The 22,575-nt window shown below is 40.7% G+C and carries 29 protein-coding genes; 26 read left to right on the top strand and 3 right to left on the bottom strand.

What is annotated here, in order from left to right; all coding sequences use genetic code 11:
* Positions 1 to 22 precede the first annotated feature (22 nt).
* The 4 genes from HZL42_RS05430 (at position 23) to trxA (ending at position 3,536) form a co-directional block, all read left to right on the top strand.
* Complete coding sequence (locus tag HZL42_RS05430) at positions 23 to 274, top strand: cell division protein ZapA (RefSeq protein WP_219054639.1); 252 nt, start codon at positions 23 to 25, stop codon at positions 272 to 274.
* Positions 275 to 280: 6 nt separating this feature from the next.
* Positions 281 to 766 carry a CvpA family protein gene (locus HZL42_RS05425; protein WP_219054638.1) on the top strand — a complete coding sequence of 162 codons (486 nt, stop codon included), beginning with the start codon at positions 281 to 283 and terminating at the stop codon, positions 764 to 766.
* A 13-nt stretch (positions 767 to 779) separates the two neighbouring features.
* Positions 780 to 3,143, top strand: a complete 2,364-nt coding sequence (locus HZL42_RS05420; RefSeq protein ID WP_219054637.1) for an endonuclease MutS2 — start codon at positions 780 to 782, stop codon at positions 3,141 to 3,143.
* 78 nt (positions 3,144 to 3,221) lie between these two features.
* Entirely contained in the window at positions 3,222 to 3,536 is a 315-nt protein-coding gene (gene trxA, locus HZL42_RS05415; protein WP_219054636.1) for a thioredoxin, read from the top strand.
* Positions 3,537 to 3,585: 49 nt separating this feature from the next.
* Here the strand turns inward: trxA and HZL42_RS05410 are convergent, their stop codons facing one another.
* Positions 3,586 to 4,200, bottom strand: a complete 615-nt coding sequence (locus HZL42_RS05410) for a DUF2507 domain-containing protein (protein WP_219054635.1) — start codon at positions 4,198 to 4,200, stop codon at positions 3,586 to 3,588.
* A 155-nt stretch (positions 4,201 to 4,355) separates the two neighbouring features.
* On the opposite strand from HZL42_RS05410, the gene murI reads away from it, so the two are divergent.
* Both murI and HZL42_RS05400 read left to right on the top strand, forming a co-directional pair.
* Positions 4,356 to 5,168 (top strand): glutamate racemase, encoded by an 813-nt coding sequence (gene murI / locus HZL42_RS05405; RefSeq protein ID WP_219054634.1) that lies wholly within the window; start codon positions 4,356 to 4,358, stop codon positions 5,166 to 5,168.
* 1 nt (position 5,169) lies between these two features.
* Positions 5,170 to 5,766 (top strand): XTP/dITP diphosphatase, encoded by a 597-nt coding sequence (locus HZL42_RS05400; protein ID WP_219054633.1) that lies wholly within the window; start codon positions 5,170 to 5,172, stop codon positions 5,764 to 5,766.
* A 44-nt stretch (positions 5,767 to 5,810) separates the two neighbouring features.
* On the opposite strand, the gene HZL42_RS05395 is transcribed toward HZL42_RS05400, so the two are convergent.
* On the bottom strand, positions 5,811 to 6,698 hold the full coding sequence (locus tag HZL42_RS05395) for a mechanosensitive ion channel family protein (protein WP_219054632.1): 888 nt from the start codon (positions 6,696 to 6,698) through the stop codon (positions 5,811 to 5,813).
* Between the two features lie 142 nt (positions 6,699 to 6,840).
* On the opposite strand from HZL42_RS05395, the gene HZL42_RS05390 reads away from it, so the two are divergent.
* From HZL42_RS05390 to HZL42_RS05295, 20 genes are all read left to right on the top strand, one after another.
* Positions 6,841 to 7,230 carry a DUF948 domain-containing protein gene (locus HZL42_RS05390; protein WP_219054631.1) on the top strand — a complete coding sequence of 130 codons (390 nt, stop codon included), beginning with the start codon at positions 6,841 to 6,843 and terminating at the stop codon, positions 7,228 to 7,230.
* A gap of 21 nt (positions 7,231 to 7,251) precedes the next feature.
* Positions 7,252 to 7,722: a YtxH domain-containing protein gene (locus HZL42_RS05385; RefSeq protein ID WP_219054630.1), complete on the top strand. Its 471-nt coding sequence runs from the start codon at positions 7,252 to 7,254 to the stop codon at positions 7,720 to 7,722.
* Between the two features lie 149 nt (positions 7,723 to 7,871).
* Positions 7,872 to 8,873, top strand: coding sequence for a catabolite control protein A (ccpA, locus tag HZL42_RS05380; protein ID WP_219054629.1), 1,002 nt, complete (start codon positions 7,872 to 7,874; stop codon positions 8,871 to 8,873).
* A 49-nt stretch (positions 8,874 to 8,922) separates the two neighbouring features.
* Positions 8,923 to 9,480, top strand: coding sequence for a cysteine hydrolase family protein (locus HZL42_RS05375; RefSeq protein ID WP_219054628.1), 558 nt, complete (start codon positions 8,923 to 8,925; stop codon positions 9,478 to 9,480).
* A gap of 84 nt (positions 9,481 to 9,564) precedes the next feature.
* A complete protein-coding gene (locus HZL42_RS05370) occupies positions 9,565 to 10,299 on the top strand; it encodes a YebC/PmpR family DNA-binding transcriptional regulator (RefSeq protein WP_219054627.1) in 735 nt (244 codons plus the stop codon).
* A 117-nt stretch (positions 10,300 to 10,416) separates the two neighbouring features.
* A complete protein-coding gene (comGA, locus tag HZL42_RS05365) occupies positions 10,417 to 11,397 on the top strand; it encodes a competence type IV pilus ATPase ComGA (protein ID WP_219054626.1) in 981 nt (326 codons plus the stop codon).
* On the top strand, positions 11,390 to 12,376 hold the full coding sequence (gene comGB, locus HZL42_RS05360; RefSeq protein ID WP_219054625.1) for a competence type IV pilus assembly protein ComGB: 987 nt from the start codon (positions 11,390 to 11,392) through the stop codon (positions 12,374 to 12,376). The genes comGA and comGB overlap by 8 nt, the downstream gene beginning before the upstream one ends.
* Positions 12,376 to 12,690 carry a prepilin-type N-terminal cleavage/methylation domain-containing protein gene (locus HZL42_RS05355; protein ID WP_219054624.1) on the top strand — a complete coding sequence of 105 codons (315 nt, stop codon included), beginning with the start codon at positions 12,376 to 12,378 and terminating at the stop codon, positions 12,688 to 12,690. Before comGB ends, HZL42_RS05355 begins: the two co-directional genes overlap by 1 nt.
* A complete protein-coding gene (locus HZL42_RS05350) occupies positions 12,677 to 13,114 on the top strand; it encodes a type II secretion system protein (RefSeq protein ID WP_219054623.1) in 438 nt (145 codons plus the stop codon). Before HZL42_RS05355 ends, HZL42_RS05350 begins: the two co-directional genes overlap by 14 nt.
* Positions 13,104 to 13,310, top strand: coding sequence for a hypothetical protein (locus tag HZL42_RS05345; protein ID WP_219054622.1), 207 nt, complete (start codon positions 13,104 to 13,106; stop codon positions 13,308 to 13,310). The genes HZL42_RS05350 and HZL42_RS05345 overlap by 11 nt, the downstream gene beginning before the upstream one ends.
* A gap of 4 nt (positions 13,311 to 13,314) precedes the next feature.
* Positions 13,315 to 13,692: a ComGF family competence protein gene (locus HZL42_RS05340; protein ID WP_219054621.1), complete on the top strand. Its 378-nt coding sequence runs from the start codon at positions 13,315 to 13,317 to the stop codon at positions 13,690 to 13,692.
* Positions 13,693 to 13,698: 6 nt separating this feature from the next.
* The gene (locus HZL42_RS05335; protein ID WP_219054620.1) at positions 13,699 to 13,863 is read left to right on the top strand and encodes a hypothetical protein; all 165 of its coding nucleotides are present in this window, start codon (positions 13,699 to 13,701) and stop codon (positions 13,861 to 13,863) included.
* An 85-nt stretch (positions 13,864 to 13,948) separates the two neighbouring features.
* Positions 13,949 to 14,977: a class I SAM-dependent methyltransferase gene (locus HZL42_RS05330; protein ID WP_219054619.1), complete on the top strand. Its 1,029-nt coding sequence runs from the start codon at positions 13,949 to 13,951 to the stop codon at positions 14,975 to 14,977.
* Positions 14,978 to 15,000: 23 nt separating this feature from the next.
* Positions 15,001 to 16,197, top strand: a complete 1,197-nt coding sequence (locus tag HZL42_RS05325) for an acetate/propionate family kinase (RefSeq protein ID WP_219054618.1) — start codon at positions 15,001 to 15,003, stop codon at positions 16,195 to 16,197.
* A gap of 200 nt (positions 16,198 to 16,397) precedes the next feature.
* On the top strand, positions 16,398 to 17,777 hold the full coding sequence (locus HZL42_RS05320) for an amino acid permease (protein WP_219054617.1): 1,380 nt from the start codon (positions 16,398 to 16,400) through the stop codon (positions 17,775 to 17,777).
* 103 nt (positions 17,778 to 17,880) lie between these two features.
* Positions 17,881 to 18,489 (top strand): metallophosphoesterase, encoded by a 609-nt coding sequence (locus HZL42_RS05315; protein WP_219054616.1) that lies wholly within the window; start codon positions 17,881 to 17,883, stop codon positions 18,487 to 18,489.
* A gap of 5 nt (positions 18,490 to 18,494) precedes the next feature.
* On the top strand, positions 18,495 to 19,895 hold the full coding sequence (locus HZL42_RS05310) for a bifunctional UDP-sugar hydrolase/5'-nucleotidase (RefSeq protein ID WP_219054615.1): 1,401 nt from the start codon (positions 18,495 to 18,497) through the stop codon (positions 19,893 to 19,895).
* A 15-nt stretch (positions 19,896 to 19,910) separates the two neighbouring features.
* A complete protein-coding gene (locus tag HZL42_RS05305; protein WP_219054614.1) occupies positions 19,911 to 20,483 on the top strand; it encodes a YutD family protein in 573 nt (190 codons plus the stop codon).
* A gap of 15 nt (positions 20,484 to 20,498) precedes the next feature.
* On the top strand, positions 20,499 to 21,281 hold the full coding sequence (locus tag HZL42_RS05300; protein ID WP_219054613.1) for a TIGR01457 family HAD-type hydrolase: 783 nt from the start codon (positions 20,499 to 20,501) through the stop codon (positions 21,279 to 21,281).
* Complete coding sequence (locus tag HZL42_RS05295; RefSeq protein ID WP_219054612.1) at positions 21,274 to 21,909, top strand: TIGR01906 family membrane protein; 636 nt, start codon at positions 21,274 to 21,276, stop codon at positions 21,907 to 21,909. The genes HZL42_RS05300 and HZL42_RS05295 overlap by 8 nt, the downstream gene beginning before the upstream one ends.
* A gap of 23 nt (positions 21,910 to 21,932) precedes the next feature.
* Here HZL42_RS05295 and HZL42_RS05290 read toward each other — a convergent pair whose 3' ends face one another.
* Positions 21,933 to 22,571: a VTT domain-containing protein gene (locus HZL42_RS05290; protein WP_219054611.1), complete on the bottom strand. Its 639-nt coding sequence runs from the start codon at positions 22,569 to 22,571 to the stop codon at positions 21,933 to 21,935.
* Between the last annotated feature and the right edge of the window lie 4 nt (positions 22,572 to 22,575).

The raw sequence follows: 22,575 nt of genomic DNA, 5'->3' as shown, positions 1-22,575 counted from the left end.
AATATTTGGAGGGAATTTGTTAATGAGTGAAACTAAAAAGCGCTTTAAGGCTAAAATCGGTAACCGAACGTACACGTTCGTTGGGAAAAGTTCAATGGAACACATGCATGCGGTTACCGACTTAATGAATAAGCAATTAAGTCAGTTAAACCAACTATCAGCAAGCATTAGTTATGAAGATGCAATGGTGTTATTGGCGTTTAACGCCATTTCTGATCAACTGAAACTCCAGGGCCAGTTGGATCAAATTGAAGCCAATCAAAAAGACGAGTAGCTGACCATGTTAACGATTATAATATTAATATTTCTATTTTTAAGTGCGCTAATTGGCTACCGTAGGGGCTTAATTGCCAGTTTGGTGACCATTGGGGGCTATTTGGTTTCCTTTTGGGTGGCCTGGCGGTTTGCCGCTTACCCTCGGCAATGGTTATTGAATCTCTTTAGCACTGCTGACCGGTCGCTAATTAATGGGGTTGCCTTTTTTGGGACGTTTTTAGTTTGTTACCTAGTGGTAATCAGGGTAGGCCGGATTTTAAAAACGATGGTTCAACTACCAATTTTGAAACAGCTCAACAGTTTATTAGGAGCGGTAGCTGGTTTTTTAATGTGCTATGGAATTATTTTAGTGGCATTGAACATCATGATGGTTGCGAATGATTCGTGGTTTACAACCCAGTATGTTAATTCGGGGCTAGCGCAAATAATTGTGAACCAAACACCGCTTATTACCCACGACGCAGTTAACCAATGGTTAAATTCTAATTAAGGGGGATTAGATTATGAATTCAAAGGTACTTCATACCCTTGAGTATAATAAAATTAAGGAAGCAATTTATGGATTTTTATCAACTAGTACTGGTCGCAGTGAACTAAGAAAGTTGAACCCCAGCAACGATCGTAAATTAATTCAAGTGGCACTGTTAGAAACGGATGATGGTGCCCATATTTTACGGCTCCAAAAGGCGATGCCACTAGTAACGTTAAGTGATATTCGTCCATATATGAAGCGATTGACGATTAACGCTAGTTTGAACGGGACTGAACTGGCCCAAATTATGCAGGTTTTGACCACCGTTAACCAGTTGATCACCTTTTTTGATAACTTACAGGCAAATAAGGTGGAACTGCACCGGCTCTACGATTTAATACAAACCTTTGCATTGGTGCCAGAAATTACCCAACGACTCCAAAGTGCGTTAAACCCAGATGGGCGGCTATTAGACACGGCTTCTGAAGAATTATACGGATTAAGAAAACGAATTGGGCGTACCGAAACGACAATTAGAAATCGGATGGGCAAGTATCTCCGTGGTAATCAGGCTAAGTTCCTTAGTGAGGCCATCATTACAATTCGTGATGAACGCTATGTAATTCCAGTTAAGGCTGAAGCTAAGAACAAGTTCGGGGGAATCGTTCACGACCAGAGTGCCTCTGGACAGACTCTCTACATTGAACCGGCAGCCGTAGTGGACTTAAATAACCAGCTGCGCCGCGACCAACTCGCTGCCCGGCACGAAGAAGTTAAAATTTTAGCCGAGCTATCCGCAATGGTGGCACCGTACCAGGATGAAATCATTGCTAATGCCCGCATCATTGGCCATTTAGATCTAATTAATGCCAAGGCGCGCTACGCTAAGCAAATTAAGGGGACCCTGCCCAAGCTATCCGCTGCCAACGTGGTGCATTTAAAGCAGGCTCGCCATCCGTTGATCGATCCAAAAAAGGTGGTCGGCAATACGATTACGCTGGGCGATCAATACCGGGCGATTGTGGTTACCGGACCTAATACTGGTGGGAAAACGATTACGATCAAAACGGTGGGGCTTCTTCAGTTGATGGCTCAATCTGGGTTATTCATTCCAGTAATGGAAGGAAGCCAGGTCGCTGTTTTTGACGATGTTTTTGCGGACATTGGGGATGCGCAATCGATTGAAAACAACCTGAGTACCTTTTCATCCCATATGGATAACATCATTAAAATTTTAAAACACATTACTAAGAACAGCTTGGTCTTACTTGATGAAGTCGGGGCCGGGACCGATCCGAAGGAAGGGGCCGCCTTAGCAATTGCCATTCTAGATAAAATTGGGGCGGTTAATAGCGAGGTGATTGCTACGACCCACTACCCTGAACTGAAGGCCTATGCCTACAATCGTCCTCAGACAATTAATGCTTCCATGGAGTTTGACATTAACACCTTAAAACCCACTTACCACCTATTGATTGGGGTGCCTGGGCAAAGTAACGGGTTAAACATTGCGGAACGCCTGGGCTTAGAACCCAGTGTGATTCAAGAGGCCCGTTCATTTACCGACACCAGTAGTCAAGAAATCAATAACATGATTAAGCAGTTAGCAGACCAAACGAAGCGGGCCCGTGAAGATGCTGATTATTTGAAGGAACAACTGGATGCGGCAACCGACTTACATTCTGAATTAAGTAGTAAGTTTAACCAGTATCAAAAGCAGCGCGAACGCCTTAATCAATCCGCAAAGGAACGCGCAAATGAAATTGTTGCTAAGGCTAAACGCCAGGCTGATAAAATCATTGCTGATCTCCATGAAAAGCAAAAGCATCTTTCTGAACAGGCGGTTAAGGAAAACGAATTAATGGATGCAAAGGGGCAGTTGAATGCGCTGCACAATGATTTAAACCTTACTAACAACCGGGTTTTGAAGCGTGAAAAAGCAAAGCATGACTTTCATAAGGGTGACGACGTAATGGTGAAGTCTTACGGACAACCAGGAGTGTTGGTCGATAAAAAGGGTAACCATAGTTGGGAAGTTCAAATGGGAATTCTGAAAATGAAGATTGACGAAAGCGACCTCGAAAAGATGAACCAGCCGAAAAAAGAACCAAAGCGGCAGTACAATTCAGTACGGCGAACCAACTCTTCTGGGATGTCTTCAACCCTTGACCTTAGGGGGCACCGATATGATGAAGCCATGCATGAAGTTGATCGATACATCGATGCTGCATTGTTAGCTGGCTACCCTTCGGTTACCATTATCCATGGGAAGGGGACCGGTGCGTTACGGAAGGGGGTTACTAACTACCTCAAAAATAACCGTCGGATTAAGTCATTCGGCTACTCTCCAGCTAATGCTGGTGGTGATGGTTCAACGGTTGTTAAATTTAAATAGTGTACAAAGCTTTTTGATTGCATTTCTGTTGAAGCATGGTAAACTAATTAAAACTAGGTCATTATAGGAGGTATTTAAATGGTTACTGAAACTACTGATAAGACATTTGAAAATGATACTGCTAAAGGTGTTACTTTGACTGACTTCTGGGCAACATGGTGTGGTCCATGCCGGATGCAATCACCAGTTGTTGACCAACTTTCAGAAGAAATGGGCGACAAGGTGACATTTAACAAGATGGATGTTGACCAAAATCAAGAAACACCCCAAAAATTTGGAATTATGAGTATTCCAACCCTATTGGTTAAGAAGGATGGTAAGGTTGTTGATAGTATTGTGGGTTACCACAGTAAAGAACAACTTGCTAAGATTCTTGATCAATACGTTGACTAATTAAATGTTAACTCAAAATAAAAAAATCATGGCCGCGGCCATGATTTTTTTATTTTGAATTTTTCGATTTTTTAGCTTTTTGATTCCGCTTCGCTTTCTTTTCTACTGGAGCTTCCGTTTCAGCTTCAGCTTCTCCAGAAGCTGGTTGCTCTGGAGCTTCTTCTTCCTCAGTGATTTGATCTGAGATGACTGAGAACGGCTTAACGGTTTCAAATTCATCTGTGGGGTTCTTAGGATCAATATGAACGGATACTAGGACTTGTCCCTTCTTGAGCTTTTTTTTATCTAATTCAGCTTCGGTCACTAGTCCACGTTGTTGTTCGATCGATTGAGCAAGCAACCCGGCTTCGAACATGAAATCAGCATCTGGATTAGCTTCGAATCGTGCATCAACAATGGGTCCGTCAACTGTAATTTCAACGGTTGATTCGGTTTCTTTATTAATCGTAATGTTCCCCAGTCCGCTTTGTTCAAAGAAAATTGTTAATTCGGATTGGTTGGCAGTTGCGTATTTACGAGCCATCCGTTTTCCAGCCCAGTAAAGAATGCTGTGAATATCAGCACCCAATAGGTCGGTAATAACGTCTTCACGAAGGAAGGCTGCTGGCCAGTTATTTTTTATTTTCGGATTGGTAATGAATTTTTGATATAATTCTTTAGTCATATCCGTTCTCAACCTCAATTCTTTTTCGTTTGTCAAAATCCATTATACACTCACTAAAACGATTTTTGCGAACCTTTTAAACTATCTTATATCTTGAAGGTTGGTGGAAAATGTTAGATAATATAGTTTCAGAATATTCGAAAGAGGGATCAACAATGAATTCACAACCGATTGGATTCATGGATTCTGGAGTTGGTGGCTTAACGGTTGCCAAAGAGGTTATTACCAAGCTGCCGAACGAGTCAATTGTTTATTTCGGTGACGAAGCCAGATTACCATACGGCGAAAAAAGCCAAGCACAAATTCAAACATTTGCAACTCAAATTGCACACTTTTTAATCCAAAAGCAAATTAAGCTATTGGTGGTAGCCTGTAATACGGCGACTGCACAGGCCCTCCCATTATTAGAACGGGAGTTGCCGATTCCAGTGATTGGCGTAATTGATCCCGGAAGCCAATTAGCGATTCAAACCACTAAAAACAACCGGATTGGCGTAATTGCAACTAATGGGACCGTTAATAGTCACGCGTACGACCGGGAACTGAAGCGTTTAGATCGTGATGCAGCCGTCTTTAGTTTGGGATGCCCGCGGTTTATTCCGATGGTGGAGGATGGAAAGTATCACAGTCGCTCCGATCAAGAAGTGGTTAGTGCTGACGTCCAACCGGTATTTGGACATGGAATTGATACGTTGATTTTAGGCTGTACCCACTACCCGATTATGCGCTCGCTAATTCAACGGGCGGTTGGCGACCATATCCAATTAGTCGATCCGGGAGCGGCAGTTTGTGAGCAGGTAGTTACCACCCTGAAGCAAACGAACCTAATTGCACCTGCGGAGCACCATGCTACCTACCAGTTTTTTACGACCGGGAACGCTGATAAGTTCATCCAGATTGCTGAGGACTGGCTACAAAGAAAGATTACTGCGACGCACGTTGATGTAACAGAATTGGAGAATAAATAATATGACGGACTTAATTATCGCAACTAACAACCCGAATAAGGCACGTGAATTTAAGGAAATGCTTGCTCCGCACGGGTTTGAAATTAAAACCCTGGCTGACTTTCCAGCGATTGGTGAAATTGATGAAAACGGAACCACATTTGAACAAAACGCTACGATTAAGGCGCAAACGGTTGCTAATATTACTGGCAAACCCGTTTTAGCTGATGATTCTGGGCTTCAAGTGGCGGTGCTTAACAACCAGCCGGGCGTTTACTCTGCACGGTATGCGGGTGATCACGATGATGAGGCTAATAACCGTAAGCTATTGGCTAATTTGGTTGGCAAACAGGACCGTTCAGCCATCTTTAGAACCTGCCTAGTTCTTATTAAGCCCAGTGGAGCAAAGCTAGTTGTAAACGGCGATATTCATGGTGAAATCTTGGATGCACCGCGTGGGACGAGTGGCTTTGGCTACGACCCGTTATTCTATGTTCCTGAAATGAAGATGACGATGGGTGAAATGAGCGATGATCAAAAAAATTCAATTAGTCACCGCGGGCGAGCAACCCGTCAATTAGTTTCACAAATTGATGAGTGGTGGCAAAATAACCAATAAAAAAAGTCGAACTGAGGTTCGACTTTTTTGGTTTCGTTTATTGATTAGTTAAGCACTAATGGGCTCTTTGGTAGTTGAATGCCAGCGTCTGAAATGGCATCTAGGTATAATCCTAGGAATTGGTGTTGAATGTAGAGTTGTTGACCATTCTTAGTTTCAATATTCACTTGAATGGCAACGTTACCATCAGGCGTATTGGTTGCGCCCCATACGTCTGGTGCGGCAATAATATCAGGGTACTTCTTAACGTTTTCGTCGTTAATGCGGTTAATAATATCAATTGTCTTTTCAACGGGGGTGTTTCCATCAATTCTAATTTGAATGATTGCTCTGGTTTCACTCCGGTTCCGGTTAGTGATGGCGGCAATTTGCCGGTTTGGAATGTAGTTAACATACCCAGTAAAACTGGTTAATTCGGTTGTCCGTAGTGCGACTCCAGTAACGGTCCCTTCGATACTACCACCATTTGTTAACGTAAGGGTGACGTATTCACCAACGTCAATTTGCTTTTCAAATAGGATTAAAAATCCGGTCACGATATCGGTAACCAGGCCTTGAGCCCCAATCCCGATTGCCACACTGAAGATACTAGCACTGGCTAGTAACGTCCCAATTGGAACCCCAACCTCTGATAGTACTGAGTAAACCCAGAAGAATACTAATCCGTATTGAAATGAGTTTTTGGCAACCACGTGTAAAGTCGTGATTCGCTTGCTCGAATTCTTGGTGTTATTACTTTTACCATATTGCTTAAAGCCCTTGTTGATAAAAAATTTACCCACTCGACTAATGATAATAAAGAAGATTGAGATGACAACAACCGAAAAGATGGTATTAGTTAGATTATTTAATATCTTATCCCACTTAAATGTTGCTAGGTATTTTTGAATAAACGAGCTATTCTTTGTAATCACAGATTCTGCGACAATCATTAATAATTCCCCCTTAATAGAATAACCGTATTTTAACACAAATTCTTAATGATAATTACTAATTAACTTTAATTGTCAAACATTGGTTAAAATGATATTCTTAATTATAGGTTTAATAATTATTTGGGAGGGGGAAATTTATATGACTGCAGGTATTATTGCTGCCCTAGCTTTTCTATTATTAGTAATTTTTATTGGGGTCTTTTTGTTAAAGTTGGTTTCTACTTTAAACGAGGTTAACCAAAGCCTTAAATCAATTACTAATGATATTGACGTTCTTTCTAGTCAGACTGAAAAGGTATTGGCAAGTTCTAACTCAATGCTTAAAGATTTGAATGATAAGGTTAATACGATTGATCCAGTATTCCAAGCAGCAGCAGACTTGGGAGTTAGTGTTTCAGAATTAAACGACTCCACTAAAAACCTTACTAGTCGGGTAAAAAACGGCGGTAAAATGGGTATCGGTGCAAAAGTATTGAGTTTTGTTGGCAAGTCCGCTTTTGGAAATAAGAAGAAAAAAAGTAAAAAATAATCAATTTTAGAGGTGTTTATTATGAGTAAAAAAGCAGGATTCGGATTTGGTTTATTTTTAGGATTAACTGGTGCAGCCGCTTATTTTGCATTTAAGCGCTTAGACCCAGCCAAGCAAAAGGAATTAGTTACTAAGGCAAACAATGCCGCTCACGATTTAAAGGATCGTGCTGTTGATTACGCATTTTACGCTAATGATGCTCTTTCAGATGCCAGAGAATCATTAGGCAAGAAAACCAGTGAAGTTACTGATAATGCTAAGCAAGCCTTTAATTCTGCAACTGATAAGATTAACGATCGATTTAATGAAGCAACTGATGATGATAACGATGAAAGCAACACGACTCAATTTCACACGGCTGCTGATCGACTTAGAGACGAGTTGCATAATACATCAGAAGATGCTCAAGACGACATCGTTGTTAATGCTGATGATGTGTTTAAAAATGATAAAAAGGTTGAAACCTTTTATCCAAATGGAACATCCAAATAGTGTTACTATACTTAACCTTTTTGAAAGCATCCCAGTTGAAGTGGGGTGCTTTTTTACGTATATAAATTGCTTGCAGTAGTGATATTTGTTATATTAAAATATATTAACTTATATGTAAGCGCTATTATAAAGTAAAGGAAGGCTATTTCATGGAAAAACAAACGGTTACCATATATGATGTTGCTCGCGAAGCGCATGTTTCAATGGCAACGGTCTCCAGGGTGGTAAATGGAAATAGTAACGTACGCAAGAACACGCGCGATAAGGTGTTGAGCGTAATTAAAAAATTAAATTACCATCCGAATGCGGTAGCAAGGGGTTTGGCTAGTAAGAGGACAACTACGGTCGGGGTAATTATCCCTGATGTTACCAATGTCTATTTTTCTGAATTAGCTCGTGGAATTGATGACATTGCAGCAATGTATAAATATAACATTATTCTGGCTAGTTCTGATGGAAATAAGGATCGGGAACGCCAGGTCTTTAACACCTTAATGACGAAGCAGGTGGATGGGATTGTTTTTATGGGTCGCGATGTTACTGTCGAACTTAGAAAAGCATTTAATAATGCTTCGATTCCGGTGGTGCTAGCAGGAACAATCAGTAAGGATCAAACCGAAGCAAGTGTCAATATCGACTATCAATCTGCGGTTGTGGAGGCCATTGACTTGCTTGCAAAGGCTGGTTGTGACCAAATTGGGTTAGTATGTGGCTCCCTTAAATATTCGATTAACCGTGATTACCGATTGGTTGGGTACCAAAAGGGGTTAGCTCAAAATAATTTATCCTTTGATGACCAACGAATCTTTGAAACTGATGAAAGTTACCAGTCTGGATATGATCTAGCTGTTAAATTGGTTGATAAGGGAGTTCAAGCTGTTTTTGTCAGTGATGATGAGCTGGCAGCTGGAATTTTAAATGGATTGACCGATGCTGCGGTTCAGGTGCCTGCTGATTTTCAAATTATTACCGGCAACGACACGAAGTTTACAAGGGTCGTTCGTCCTCAATTATCGTCAATTACCCAGCCGCTCTATGACATTGGAGCCGTGGCAATGCGACTATTGACGAAGTTAATGGACCACGATGATGTAAACCGCAAGAACGTGGTGCTTGCCCATCGGATTACGAATCGGAACTCAACTAAGTAAGCAAACGAGCTAACTTGATACTTCTAAAATAAGATTGGATTGATAAACCATGAAAACAAATGAAGCACTACTGATTATTGATTATACCAATGACTTTGTTGCTGATAACGGAGCGTTGACCTGTGGGGCGCCTGCCCAGGCTCTATCTGATTCGATTGCTAGTTTAGCAACTACGATGCATGAACAAGGATCCTGGATTTACTTCCCAACGGATGTTCATAAGCCGAATGACCCTTACCACCCAGAAGCCAAGTTATACCCACCCCATAACGTTCGTGGAACGTGGGGCAGTGAATTATTCGGGAGCGTTAACGATTGGTACCAACAAAACCAATCGGCTGAAAGGGTTCTTCGATTTGATAAGACCCGCTATAGTTCGTTTGCGGGGACAGATTTAGACCTGCGGTTACGGGAACGCCGTGTTGATACCCTGCACTTAACCGGGGTATGTACCGATATTTGTGTTCTCCATACGGCCGTTGATGCTTACAATAAGTGTTATAATTTAGTTGTTCACCGTGATTGTGTTGCTACTTTATCAAAGGCAGCGCAGGATTGGGCTTTAAATCACTTTCAAAATTGTTTGGGAGCAAAAGTAGTTGATTAGGTTCACTACCTTGATTAGCTTTTTAGATATTGATATAATTATAATTGTTTAATTTTAGGACTATAAGAGAGGAGTGCTTAATTTATGTCAGGACATTCAAAATGGCATAACATCCAGGGACGTAAAGGTGCTCAAGATGCTAAGCGTGGAAAGATTTTCCAAAAAATATCACGTAACTTATACCAAGCTGCTAAAGCTGGTGGGGTTGATCCAGACGGTAACCCTCAATTACGATTAGAAATGGACAAGGCTAAGGCTGCTAATATGCCAAAGGCTAACGTTCAACGTGCTTTGGACAAGGCTTCCGGTGTTGGTGGAGCTAAGTTCGAAGAAATTACTTACGAAGGTTATGGACCTGGTGGAACTGCTGTAATGGTTTCCGCCTTGACTGATAACAAGAACCGGACTGCTTCTGCAATTCGGTCTGCATTTACTCACCATGGTGGTTCATTGGGTGCTTCTGGTTCTGTTTCATACCTATTCGATCGGAAGGGTTACATTGTCATTCTTCGCGATGGTTTAGATGTGGATGAAGATACGATGCTAATGGACGCCTTAGATGCTGGTGCTGATGATATGAAGGCTAGTGACGACCGCTTTGAAGTTTTCACTGACCCATCAAGCATGCAAGCAGTTAGGGATGCGCTTCAAGATAAGTACGATTTGGACACCGCTGAAGTAAAGATGATTCCAAATACGACGACTGAAGTTCCAGAAGCTAAGTTATCTCAATACACTGGCTTAATCGATGAACTCTCTGAAAACGATGACGTTCAAGATGTTTACGAAGCCGCTGAATTACCAGATAACGTTGAATAATTAATTTAAATCGAATTTCCAAAGGTTCAATCAACTAATTAGTTGGTTGGACCTTTTTTATTTTGAAAAAAATAATTGAACGCCCTTACGTAATTATTGATTAAGGAGGGTGATAGATTGGATATTCAAACCTTAATGAATGATATTTTAACGGAAGCTTACGATACCCGTTCTGCTGATGTTTATATCATTCCTAAGCATACACACTACGTGGTGGAAAGACATCATCACAATCAAATGATTGCGATTAAGTCGCTTTCTAAATCAATTGGCTTGAAAGTGATTAATTACTTTAAATATAACGGGAACATGTTAATTAGCGAACACCGTAGACCCCAGGTAGGAGCGATGGAATGGACCCAATCCGAACGGCAATGTTACTTACGATTCTCAACAGTTGGGGACTTTAAGGGGCGCGAAGCATTGGTAATCAGGCTGATTTATCCGCTTTCTAACCACACCACACGGTTTTTTAAGCCGGCTCAATACGAGGCCCTAAAGGCCCGGGCTAACCAGCGCGGTTTGATTGTTTTTGCCGGTCCCACTGGTTCCGGGAAAACCACTACGATTTACCATCTAGCTCGTGAATATAGTGAAGAGCAAATGGTCATGACGATTGAAGATCCGGTTGAAGTTTATGAACCAAGCTTTTTGCAGTTGCAGGTAAATCAAGAGGCATTGATGAGCTACCAAGACCTTTTGAAGGTGGGGTTGCGAAACCGGCCGGATATTTTTATCATTGGTGAAATTCGGGACTGCGACACCGCCCAAGCAGCGGTTCAGGCAGCCTTGAGTGGGCACTTAGTTTTAACGACGTTGCACGCTAAGACACCGCTAGGGGTGGTGGAGCGGCTTACTAACTTGGGGGTCAAGAAGGATTATTTAGTTCAAGCGCTGAATGTGATTGCTTACCAGCGGTTATTGAGGGATAAAAATGGAAATATTCAGGCCCTGTTAAATTCGGTAACGGCAACCGATATTTTTGACCAACGGATTGATGCTGAACAGTCAATTCAAGCCTGGCAATCTGATCTGAATCAATTAGTGGCTGAAAATCAAATCAGTGCCACGGAAAGAACGCGGGTGTGGTATGGCTAAGTCAATTTCAATTTCAAAGCAGCTCCGCTTCTTAGAATCGTTGAATTCCTTGTTACAAAATGGTTTTTCAATTGGGGAATCGATGCAACTAATTAACGATTTAGATACCCAAACGGTGTTTACGGAGCAGATTTTAAAGCAGCTACAAAATGGTGAAACATTTGCAGATGCGGTTCAGGAGGTATTTTCGACTGACATTATTAATCAAATTCAAATTGCGGAACAACATGGTCAACTAGTCGAAACCATGCGCGGAATTCAAGGGTTCATTAACGAACGAAATAAACAGCAGGGCAAGCTTCGAGCGCTATTAGTCTATCCTTTTTTCCTAATCGGGTTATTAATGGTCATCCTAGTTGGAATCAAGCTATTTGTTACCCCTCAGTTAAGTATGATTGGCGATCAAGCTCCTGCAAGTAATTCGTTTAATTGGGGCTGGTTTTTATTGCCGCCCCTTATGCTAGTAGTCGCAGCGCTTGGTTGGTGGCTAAAACAACAGCCTCGCATCAAAAAAGCGGAGCTATTTGCACGGGTTCCATTAATTGGACCGATTATTAGGGCCTACTATGCCTACTTTTTTGCAAGCAACGTGTCGTTACTGTTAGCAAGTGGTTTAGAAGCCAGATCGATTGCGGAGTTAATGAAACGATTTCCACCAAATTCAATCTTTTATGAAGTGGGATTAGAGTTGCAAGAAACAATTGAGGCGGGGGTGCCAGTTAGCCAAATTATCAAACAACATGCTTTTTTGCCGGATGAAGCTGCACTATTCTTCGATCACGGTGATCGGATTCAAGTATTGGCAAAGAAGTTAACCGCATACGCCAAGCTATCTTTCGATCGAATGTGGACCCAGTCGCAACGGCTGATTTCAATTGTCCAACCAATTATCTTTGTTTTAATTGGGGGCTTGATTGTGATCACCTATTTAAATATGTTGTTACCAATGTACGATACGTTAAGTGAGGTTTATAACTAATGAAAATTAAATTTAAAGGCCACCGAAGTGCGTTTACCCTAATTGAAATGACAATTGTTTTATTCATCATCTCATTGTTGATTTTAATCGTCATTCCCAATTTAACCAACCAACGCAATAACGCTAAAACCATTCACGGCACTGCAATGGAGTCGGTGATTCAAACCCAAATTGATAGCTACTTGAACGAAAATACTGATGATAATAACGTTACGTACGGGCTACTCGTCAATAAGGGATACCTCAGTGAGAAGCAAGCTCGGCAAGCACAGAAAAATGGCATTAGAATCGTTAATAATAATGCCGAAAAGTAGGAGTGCATTTACGGTCTTAGAATCGTTGATCGTATTAGTGATTGCAGGATTGGTGCTAGCGATGGGGGTGTTTGCAGTTCGGAGTTACAACGTGGGGCGGGTCCAGGAACGGTACTTTTGGCAATCGTTTCAAAAACATTGGCAGTTTTCAGAACGGTTTGCGGTTGAAAATAATTCGGAGGTAACGGTCACGTTTTTTACCCGGTCGGTCCAATTTATTTACCATGATCACGATTATCAAGCAGCTCAAATTAACTACCCCAAGGGATTACTAGCCGTTCAAAATAAATCCACAGTACGAATTAGAAAAGCTGGCCACGTTAGTCCCAAAACGGTTTATTTCAAGTCTGATAACTACCAAAAAACGATTAAACAAACGTTTCAGTTGGGATGGGGGGTATATAGAATTAAATATGAAGAATAGAAGGGGCTTTATGTTAGCTGATTCATTACTGGCTTTAATGATTATTAGTGGTGGGATTGGGCTTTACAGTTCGGTATTGCGGACGTTTAATACCCAATTAGCTGTAAGTCGGGTCAGAATGGAGCAGAGTCGGGAGAAATATGAGCAAATTATTTTGGAAAAGGCACGCACTGAGGACCGGGTTCACAATCGTTGAGGGCGTGATCACACTGATGGTTGCGGCAATCGTTATCTCGCTTTGTGGACTCGTTATTAAAATGGCCCTAGCCCAACGGCAGTCAGAAAATAACCTCACGGCATTTCATCTATACTTGCGCATGGTGGAATCTAAGGAATACCAGTTCCAATTCGTGGATATCGATGATGACCACCTGGTACTCAAGGCCAATGGGAAACGATACCTCATTTCCCTAGCGAAAAATAGCATTAAAATGACCACTAACCACGGGGGGTACGTTCCACTGATGGATGGCGTGCAGAATGTCAAGTGGCGCTACCATAAGGAAATTTTAACCACTACTATTGAAATGCAAAATGGGGCAGTCTTTAGTGCACAATCAAGATTAAAAACGGGGTGATTAATCATGAGACCAGCTTCAATGACTTTAATTGCAATGGTTTGTTTACTGCTACTAACAACCATCCTTCACTTTCAAACGACATCGATCGCTTCTGAAATTAGAACGAATAATTCGATTGCTCGCGACTATCGTGAACGGGGAAGCGATGATTTAGCGCTCCGAAAATAAATTAATGGTTATCAATCTTGAATTTATTGATAATTTTCTGGTAATATTGATATTGGTTATTGTCTAATCAATTCACCAGGGGAGGTTGAGAATACTGGCAAAAAAGGATACAGAGACTCTTTTTAAGGTATTGGATCAATCGACTGAATTATTGCAAACGGCATTGAACTTATCTTATCTAGATGCATTTATTGAAAATGGGAATAACATGTTAGATAATAATGACGTGCATGTTGAAAATGGTCAGCCGGACGCAGCACTTGCCCAGCAGTTAAAGGACTTGTATGCGCAGGTTGATTATCACAATATGGCAGCCGAAGATATTCGGAAGGCGATTCAAATGATTCTGATTAAGGCAATTACGAAGGATCAAATTCAGGCTAATCACCAGTTAACTCCTGATACAATTGCCTTTATCATTGGTTATTTACTCACCAGGATCTTTAAATCCCAGTCTAAGATTACAATTTTAGACTTAGCAGTCGGTAGTGGGAATTTATTAATGGCGGTAATGCACCAGCTAGCTACCGAATTACATGCCGAAGTGCAGGGAGTCGGCATTGATAATGATGATTCCCTACTTTCAATTGCCGGGATAAGTGCCGAAATGCAAAAATTACCAGTAGAATTAGTCCACCAGGATTCCATCAATAATATTTTGGTTAATAACGTTGATTTAGTGCTTGCTGATTTACCAGTTGGCTACTATCCAATTGATGAGAACGTTACCAGCTATGAAACCCACGCTGAAAGTGGGCATTCATTTGCGCATCATCTCTTAATTGAACAGGGGATGAACCACGTTAAACCAGGTGGCTTTGGTGTTTTCTTGGTTCCTAGTAATTTATTTCAAACTGAAGAGTCAAAAACGCTATTGAAGTGGATGCAAGATCATGCATACCTCCAGGGAATGCTTAATTTGCCACGGGAGTTATTTTCAAACCCAAATGCCCAAAAGGCAATCATGATCCTGCAACGGCATGGAAATGGGGTCAAGCAAGTTAATAAAATCATGATTGGTGAATTTCCTTCTTTCAAGGATCAAGCTGCATTTCAAAAGTTCATTGCAGAGATTGTTGATTGGGAACAAAAGGATTTATTAGCTAATTCATAATAATATTTTTAAGGAGAATAATTATGGGAAAATCAATTGCAATTAACGCTGGTAGTTCAACTTTAAAGTACAAATTGTTCGAAATGCCATCAGAAACATTAATTTCTAGTGGGGATATCGCAAGAATTGGGATGCCTGATTCTACTGTATCCATTAAGTACGGTGATGGTAAGAAGTACAAGGATACACTAGACGTTAAGAACCACGAAGAAGCAATTAAGTTAGTTCTAGACAAGTTATTAAGCCTTGATATCATTGCTGATTACAATGAAATTACTGGTGTTGGCCACCGGGTCGTTGCTGGTGGGGAAGAATTTAAGGACTCCGTAGTAATTGACGATGATGTTCTACAAAAACTAGAAAGTTTATCAGAATTAGCACCACTTCACGAACCAGCTAATATCTTAGGAATTAAAGCGTTCAAGAAGATTTTACCAGACGTTATTAGCGTTGCCGTATTTGATACTTCATTCCATACTTCAATTCCTGAAAAGAACTATACTTATGGAATTCCTTATGAATATTATGAAAAGTACGGTGCTCGTAAGTATGGAGCACACGGAACTAGTTACCGTTACGTAACCCAACGGGCTGCTGATATGCTTGGTAAGCCTGCTGAAGACCTTAAGTTAATCATTATGCACATCGGGGCCGGGGCTTCAATGTGTGCGGTTAAGGGTGGTAAGTCTTTTGATACTTCAATGGGCTTCACACCACTAACTGGAGTTATGATGGCTACTCGTTCTGGTGATGTTGACCCTTCCGTTCTTTCATACGTAATGGAAAAGGAAGGAATCGATAAGCTTAGTGACATGATTACCATCTTGAACAACAAGTCCGGACTACTTGGGGTTTCTGGAGTTTCCGCAGACATGCGTGAAATTGAAGGGGTGCAGGCTAAGAACCACCGGGCATACCTTTCAAGAGAAATGTACAAGAATCGGATCATTCGCTACATTGGTCAATACATTGCTGAAATGAACGGTGTTGATGCAATCGTATTTACCGCTGGGGTTGGTGAAAACGATATTATGATTAGACAAGAAGTTACTGACGAATTAGGTTACTTTGGAATCGCAGTTGATCCAAAGAAGAATGATATTCGTGGTGAAGAACGTGATATTAGTACGGACGATGCAAAGGTAAAGACTCTGTTGATTCCTACTAATGAAGAATTAATGATTGTTCGTGATGTTGAAAGATTAAAGGATCATAAATAATGACTTGAGGACCGCGCTTTGGCAGCGGCCCTTTTTATTTCAACTAAAAATGAATTATTTTCATTTAATAATTTATAAGGTGAATAATTGTTGATATAACAATTATTAGACGGCCATGATGATTCTAACCGAATTTTAAATTAGCTGACGTCCCTAGTAGGATATGTGTATACTAATTGATATTAAAAGGGGTGTATAAAATGGGACAAAACGATGAACAGATGTCCAAAGAACTTAAAGAACGACACGTACAGTTAATTGCGCTGGGGGGGACGATTGGAACCGGTTTATTTTTAGGAGCTGGACAATCGATTCACTTTGCTGGACCATCAATCTTACTGGCATACATAGTTGCGGGGATTGCTTGTTTCTTCTTAATGCGTTCTCTCGGGGAACTATTGATGTCCAACCCAGATAGTACTTCTTACATTGACTTTATTGCTAAGTACCTGGGTCCCAAATGGGGGTTTATTGCTGGATGGACATACTGGATTTCATGGATTGCAATTGCGATGGCGGAAGTAACGGCCGCTGGTTTATACATGAAATTTTGGTTCCCGGCAATGCCACAATGGCTTCCAGCACTGGTAATTTTGATTATTCTATTCTTCTTGAATTCAATTACCGTTTCTGCATTTGGTGAAACTGAGTTTTGGTTCGCAATCATTAAAGTGGTTGCCATCATTGCATTGATTTTAGTCGGGGTGGTATTATTACTGACCCATTATAAAACATCGGTCGGAACAGTTAGCATCAGTAATTTGACCCACGGTAAGTTTTTTGCCAACGGGGCGTCTGGATTCTTCCTTTCGTTCCAAATGGTAATCTTTAGTTTTGTGGGGATTGAAATGATTGGGATGACTGCTTCAGAAACTAAGGATCCTGAAAAAGTAATTCCAAAGAGCATTAACTCCGTGCCAACTAGAATTTTACTATTCTACATCGGTTCACTATTGGCTTTAATGGTGATCTATCCATGGAATGACATTAGTCAAAATTCAAGTCCGTTCGTTCAAGTGTTCGAAAATATCGGAATTACTTCCGCAGCGGCAATTATTAACTTTGTGGTGTTAACCGCAGCTGCCTCGGCATGTAATAGTGCTATCTTTACAACCGGGAGAATGCTATACTCGTTAACTGGAAATGAATCCAACACGTTTAGCAAGAAGGTTCACCGTCTTTCAAAGAACAAAGTGCCTAGTAACGCAATTTTAGTGTCCACTTTGATTATTGCCATTGCGGTGGTCTTAAACATTGTGATTCCAGAAGGGGTCTTCACCTTTATCTCTAGTGTTGCAACGACCTGCTTTATCTTTATCTGGGGTGCAATTGTGGTTACCCACATTAAATACAGAAAGATTGTTAAGGATGCCAATAAAGAGGATCAATTAAAATTCAAGACGCCACTATTCCCAGCTTCAGATTACTTTGTGTTAGCCTTTTTAGGAATGGTTGCAATCGTATTACTATTTAAATTTGATACGTTGATCGCCTTGGTTGGTTCGATTATTTGGTTAATCGTTATTTACTTGGTTTATCAATTCGGTGGTAAACGGGTTAGAGCGAAGCAAACGGATTAACGGTTAAAAACTACTTTCCAATTGGAAGGTAGTTTTTTTGTAGCTTCTTTTTGAAAAAACTAAAAATGATGTAATATAATAATTAATATGAAGGTGATTGAAGATGAATTATTTTACAGCTGATACCCACTTTTTCCATCAGGATATCTTAGGAATGGATAATTTTGCACCACGCCCGTTCAAAAGCATTGATGAAATGAACCAGACCATCATTGAGAACTGGAATGCCAGGGTGCAACCAACCGATGTGGTTTATCACCTTGGTGACATCGCACTGTACTTTATTAAGCCAGCTAAGGAAGCGTATCGCCAAATTTTGGCAATTTTAAATCAATTAAATGGCAATTTGATTCTAATCAAGGGGAACCATGATAGTCGGGAATTTTTTAAGTACTTAGCCAAGCATAACTTCATGGTTAATGGGAAGCCTAAGTTTCAATTCCAAGACGTTGGGGCTTTGATTAAGTTTAATCATCGGCAGTATTACTTGACTCACTATCCGATGATGTTGGGAATTGTCCACCAGATTATTAATTTACACGGTCATATTCACCATTATTCAGTTCCCATTAAGGAAAATATTAACGTTGGAATTGATAGTCCTGAATTGGATTACCTGGATGATAAATTACCATTTGGAACGCCGTTATCCGAAGAAGAAATTGAAACAATAATCGACCGAAAAGCAATTGACCTTGCTAAACGGGGTTAGAAGGGATGGTTCTTGTGACAGAAAAATTAGCAATTTTACACACTAATGATATGCACTCGCACTTAGAAAATTGGCCCAAGATTAGACGCTACATTAATAATCAACGGGCAAAATTAGAAGCAGATGGGTATCAAGTATTAGTTTTCGATATCGGAGACGCTCTTGATCGGGCCCATCCATTAACAGAGGCTACGGACGGTCAGGCAAACGTTAAGATTATGAACGAGGTCCACTATGATGCGGCTACGATTGGAAATAACGAAGGCCTCACAAATACGCACTCGCAAATGGACCACCTATATGACCACGCTAATTTTGATGTTATTTTAGGTAATCTTAAAGATTTAAAGACCGGTGAGCAGCCCCATTGGGCCAAACCAGTTAAACGAATAGTGACTAACCAGGGGACACGGATAATGATAATGGGTTTCACGGCTCCATACATATTGACGTATCCACTAGTAGGATGGAATCCAATTGATGACCAAGTGGCGATTCCAGAAATGTTAAAGCAACATACGGGAGAATATGATGTATTGTTCATGCTTTCCCACCTGGGAATCGGAAGTGACCGCGCCAACGCCGCTAAGTACCCAGAATTCGACGTTATTTTTGGTTCTCATACTCACCACTTGTTAGCAAACGGAGAGTTGGATAATGAAACGCTATTGACGGGGTGTCAAAAATGGGGGCACTACGTTGGAACCGTTAAGATGGAACTTGATGACGAGCACCATGTTATTAGCAAGCAGGCTTCGGTGGTAAAGACTGCTGATCTACCAGCGTTAGCTAGTGATCAAGCTGAAATTGATGGCTATGAACAGGAGGGCGAACAGCTACTCGCTAGTCGTAAGGTCGCCAAAATTGATCATTCAATGAAAAAGGATTGGATCAATGGCGGTGAGCTAAGCCAAATTGGGCTTGCTGCAATGAAGCAAAAGGCAAATACCAAGGCAGCAATGATCAATGCGGGACTGTTCATCACGGACTTGCCGGCAGGAGTGGTTGATAAAAACCAAATTCACCAGCTATTACCCCATTCGATGCACGTAATGAAAACGACTTTGAATGGTTATAACTTGTGGCGATTGGTTAGGGAAATTGAAAAAAACAAACGCTTCTTGAGTCGCTTCCCGCAAAAAGGAATGGGTTTTCGAGGTGAAATATTTGGTAAAATAGAATTATCTGGAATTGAATACGATCCTAAAAATGATTTAGTGAAATTTGATGGTCAGGTCATTAGCAATGAAAAACGATATGAAATCGCATTGTTAGATCATTACTTGTTCGTGCCATTCTTCCCAACTGTATCTATTGCTGGGGATAATTATATGTACTATGATCAACCGCTACGAGATGTTTTTAGTGATTATTTGTCAGTTCAATTTCCACTAACTAGTAAATAGAACGGGGGATGAATTTTGGATCGAAATCAAATTGAAGATTTATTTGATGAACAAAAGGGAAATAGAAAGCCACTAGCCCAGATTAATCAGACTGGTGAAACGGACCTTTCGATTAATGGCTACCAGTATCAGTTAGTTGCTAACGAAGGGGATGCATTCGACCTGGAAGTACTCCGGGTTACCTATAATACTTTTTTTAGTAAATATGATTATATTCTGGGTGATGTTGGATATGGTCAATTAAGGCTAACCGGGTTTTATACTGATGAGCGAAACGTAAATCCAGCCAGTAAAATCAGCGCAGTTAGTGATTTCCTAGTTGAGTACTGTAACTTTGGGGCCCCTTATTTTATTCTCCATAACTTGGAAGCTAAAAAAGTGAAACCAGCTAGAAAACGACAAAATTTGAATAATAAACCCAATTCAAGCGGCCGGAATCGCAACCGCAGGAGCAATGCCAAGCATTCGTTCATTGAGGAAAAGATAACCAAACGGAAACCACCGATTGAAAAACGAAAGTCTACAATCGTTTCCGAATCTGGAGAAAAGGGCCGACGACATTTTAAAATTAGGCAACGCCAAAAATAAAGGGGAATTTAATTTATGAAACGCTACCAGGGATACTTTATTGATTTAGATGGAACCATTTATGCCGGAAAAAAACGAATTCCAGCGGCAAAAAGATTTATAGAACGGCTTCAAAAAGCGGAGATTCCATTTCTATTTGTTACCAACAATACGACTAAGTTACCTAAGGACGTGGTTGCAAACCTTGCTGATAATCATGACATTCACGTTCAAGAATCCAATGTTTATACTGCCGGATTAGCGACTGCTGATTTCATGAATGGGGATGCTGATGAGGACCACCGGAAGGCATATGTAATTGGGGAAGCCGGTTTAGTGGATGCATTGGAAGCCCGTGGATTTGAAATTACTGCTGATAATCCCGATTATGTTGTCGTGGGGCTAGATACCGCTGTTACCTATGAGAAATTCTGTGTTGCAACGCTTGCAATTCAGCACGGGGCTAAGTTCATCGGGACGAATCCAGATACTAACATTCCAAATGAACGGGGGATGTTACCGGGAGCCGGTTCGCTTGTGGATTTAGTTCGTTATGCAACGCAAACCAATCCGGTCTTAATTGGGAAACCAAAGGCGATCATTTTAGAAAACGCGCTTCGGATTATTGGACTCCAAAAGGATCAAGTGATCATGGTTGGTGATAATTATATGACGGATATTTCTGCTGGAATTAATTTTGGCATTGATACTCTATTGGTATACACTGGAGTATCCACCAAGCAACAAATTGCTACTAAAACTGTAAAACCAACATGGGAAATTGACTCGCTAGATGAATGGCAATTAGGAAATGATTAGCAGTTGGCGGGACTATCTGGTTACGTTGTTGTTCGAATTATTCTTTTTGACCCTATCTATTTTTGTGGTCATTAATTTAACTCCACTGTATTGGCTTGACATTCATTTCATGCAATTAACTCATGCAACTGGGTTGCCTGCTAATTTCATCATTAGTGATTATTTACGAGTGGTTAATTACATTCAAAACCCGTTTGATTCTGGATTACACTTTAATCATTTTAAGGCGTCATCAGAAGGAATGCAGCATTTTCAAGATGTAAAAAAATTAATCCTATTGAATAACGGGGTTATGATAATTACCGGTTTGATTAGCGTCCGTAAAATGATCAGCCTAGTTAGATTCAATCAGATTTGGCGCATCATGGTTCCAATTAGAGTAATTTTGGTGTTGATGGCAGCTGTGATAACACTAGTGTTAGTTAACTTTGACCGGGCATTTATTTTCTTTCACGAAGTTGTGTTTAGAAATAAGGATTGGGTCTTTAATCCTGAACACGATCCAATTATCAATGCCCTCCCGTTGCCATTTTTTATCCAGTCGTTTATGATTGTGGCCATTTTAATATTAATTTTAAATGGGATTGGATACTTTTTGGGCAAGTTGAGTTTAAATAACAGCAAATAAAAAAATCGCCAATTGGCGATTTTTTATTTACTGAACTTTTCCTTAGCAACCCCGATGATTGCTGGGAGCAATGAAACAGCGATGATTCCAAGGATTACCGCTGAAAAGTGTTCTTGAATAAATGGAATGTTACCGAAGAAATAACCAGCTCCACAACAGATGAGAACCCATGCAAAACAGGCTGGAACGTTATGGGTAACGAATTGTTTATACTTCATTTTACCAGTTGCGGCAACGAACGGAATTAACGTTCTAATGATGGGCATAAAGCGTGCTAGAAAAATTGCTGCTGCGCCATGTTTTTCAAAGAAGTGATGGGTTTTATCAATATGCTCGGGCTTGATGATTTTTTGAACCCATCGATTATCCAATAGGCGGGTTCCCACCTTTTTCCCCAGCAGGAAATTAATGGAGTCCCCAGCAATTGATGCCAATAAGAAAAGGCCAATGAACACCCAAATATTTAACGAGTAGCTAGCGTTAGCCGACAGTGCTGCTGCCGCAAATAACAATGAGTCACCCGGTAAGAACGGCAGGACTACCGCTCCAGTTTCAATTAGGATCACTGCAAATAAGATTAAGTAAGTCCAGTTTCCAAAGTTATTAACGATATTGATAATGTGTTTATCAATATTTAATGTAAAATCAATTAAATTTCCCACAACG

This window comes from Lactobacillus sp. Sy-1 (assembly GCF_019303535.1).
Taxonomy (GTDB): Bacteria; Bacillota; Bacilli; order Lactobacillales; family Lactobacillaceae; genus Nicoliella.
Note: the sequence above shows the minus strand (reverse complement) of the source record. Positions and strands in the feature narration are given on the sequence as shown.

Excerpts from the sequence above, each read along its gene's own strand:
- HZL42_RS05430 (WP_219054639.1), top strand. The coding sequence starts at position 23 with ATGAGTGAAACTAAAAAGCGCTTTAAGGCTAAAATCGGTAACCGAACG.
- HZL42_RS05425 (WP_219054638.1), top strand. The coding sequence starts at position 281 with ATGTTAACGATTATAATATTAATATTTCTATTTTTAAGTGCGCTAATT.
- HZL42_RS05420 (WP_219054637.1), top strand. The coding sequence starts at position 780 with ATGAATTCAAAGGTACTTCATACCCTTGAGTATAATAAAATTAAGGAA.
- trxA (WP_219054636.1), top strand. The coding sequence starts at position 3,222 with ATGGTTACTGAAACTACTGATAAGACATTTGAAAATGATACTGCTAAA.
- HZL42_RS05410 (WP_219054635.1), bottom strand. The coding sequence starts at position 4,200 with ATGACTAAAGAATTATATCAAAAATTCATTACCAATCCGAAAATAAAA.
- murI (WP_219054634.1), top strand. The coding sequence starts at position 4,356 with ATGAATTCACAACCGATTGGATTCATGGATTCTGGAGTTGGTGGCTTA.
- HZL42_RS05400 (WP_219054633.1), top strand. The coding sequence starts at position 5,170 with ATGACGGACTTAATTATCGCAACTAACAACCCGAATAAGGCACGTGAA.
- HZL42_RS05395 (WP_219054632.1), bottom strand. The coding sequence starts at position 6,698 with ATGATTGTCGCAGAATCTGTGATTACAAAGAATAGCTCGTTTATTCAA.
- HZL42_RS05390 (WP_219054631.1), top strand. The coding sequence starts at position 6,841 with ATGACTGCAGGTATTATTGCTGCCCTAGCTTTTCTATTATTAGTAATT.
- HZL42_RS05385 (WP_219054630.1), top strand. The coding sequence starts at position 7,252 with ATGAGTAAAAAAGCAGGATTCGGATTTGGTTTATTTTTAGGATTAACT.
- ccpA (WP_219054629.1), top strand. The coding sequence starts at position 7,872 with ATGGAAAAACAAACGGTTACCATATATGATGTTGCTCGCGAAGCGCAT.
- HZL42_RS05375 (WP_219054628.1), top strand. The coding sequence starts at position 8,923 with ATGAAAACAAATGAAGCACTACTGATTATTGATTATACCAATGACTTT.
- HZL42_RS05370 (WP_219054627.1), top strand. The coding sequence starts at position 9,565 with ATGTCAGGACATTCAAAATGGCATAACATCCAGGGACGTAAAGGTGCT.
- comGB (WP_219054625.1), top strand. The coding sequence starts at position 11,390 with ATGGCTAAGTCAATTTCAATTTCAAAGCAGCTCCGCTTCTTAGAATCG.
- HZL42_RS05355 (WP_219054624.1), top strand. The coding sequence starts at position 12,376 with ATGAAAATTAAATTTAAAGGCCACCGAAGTGCGTTTACCCTAATTGAA.
- HZL42_RS05350 (WP_219054623.1), top strand. The coding sequence starts at position 12,677 with ATGCCGAAAAGTAGGAGTGCATTTACGGTCTTAGAATCGTTGATCGTA.
- HZL42_RS05345 (WP_219054622.1), top strand. The coding sequence starts at position 13,104 with ATGAAGAATAGAAGGGGCTTTATGTTAGCTGATTCATTACTGGCTTTA.
- HZL42_RS05335 (WP_219054620.1), top strand. The coding sequence starts at position 13,699 with ATGAGACCAGCTTCAATGACTTTAATTGCAATGGTTTGTTTACTGCTA.
- HZL42_RS05325 (WP_219054618.1), top strand. The coding sequence starts at position 15,001 with ATGGGAAAATCAATTGCAATTAACGCTGGTAGTTCAACTTTAAAGTAC.
- HZL42_RS05320 (WP_219054617.1), top strand. The coding sequence starts at position 16,398 with ATGGGACAAAACGATGAACAGATGTCCAAAGAACTTAAAGAACGACAC.
- HZL42_RS05315 (WP_219054616.1), top strand. The coding sequence starts at position 17,881 with ATGAATTATTTTACAGCTGATACCCACTTTTTCCATCAGGATATCTTA.
- HZL42_RS05310 (WP_219054615.1), top strand. The coding sequence starts at position 18,495 with ATGGTTCTTGTGACAGAAAAATTAGCAATTTTACACACTAATGATATG.
- HZL42_RS05300 (WP_219054613.1), top strand. The coding sequence starts at position 20,499 with ATGAAACGCTACCAGGGATACTTTATTGATTTAGATGGAACCATTTAT.
- HZL42_RS05295 (WP_219054612.1), top strand. The coding sequence starts at position 21,274 with ATGATTAGCAGTTGGCGGGACTATCTGGTTACGTTGTTGTTCGAATTA.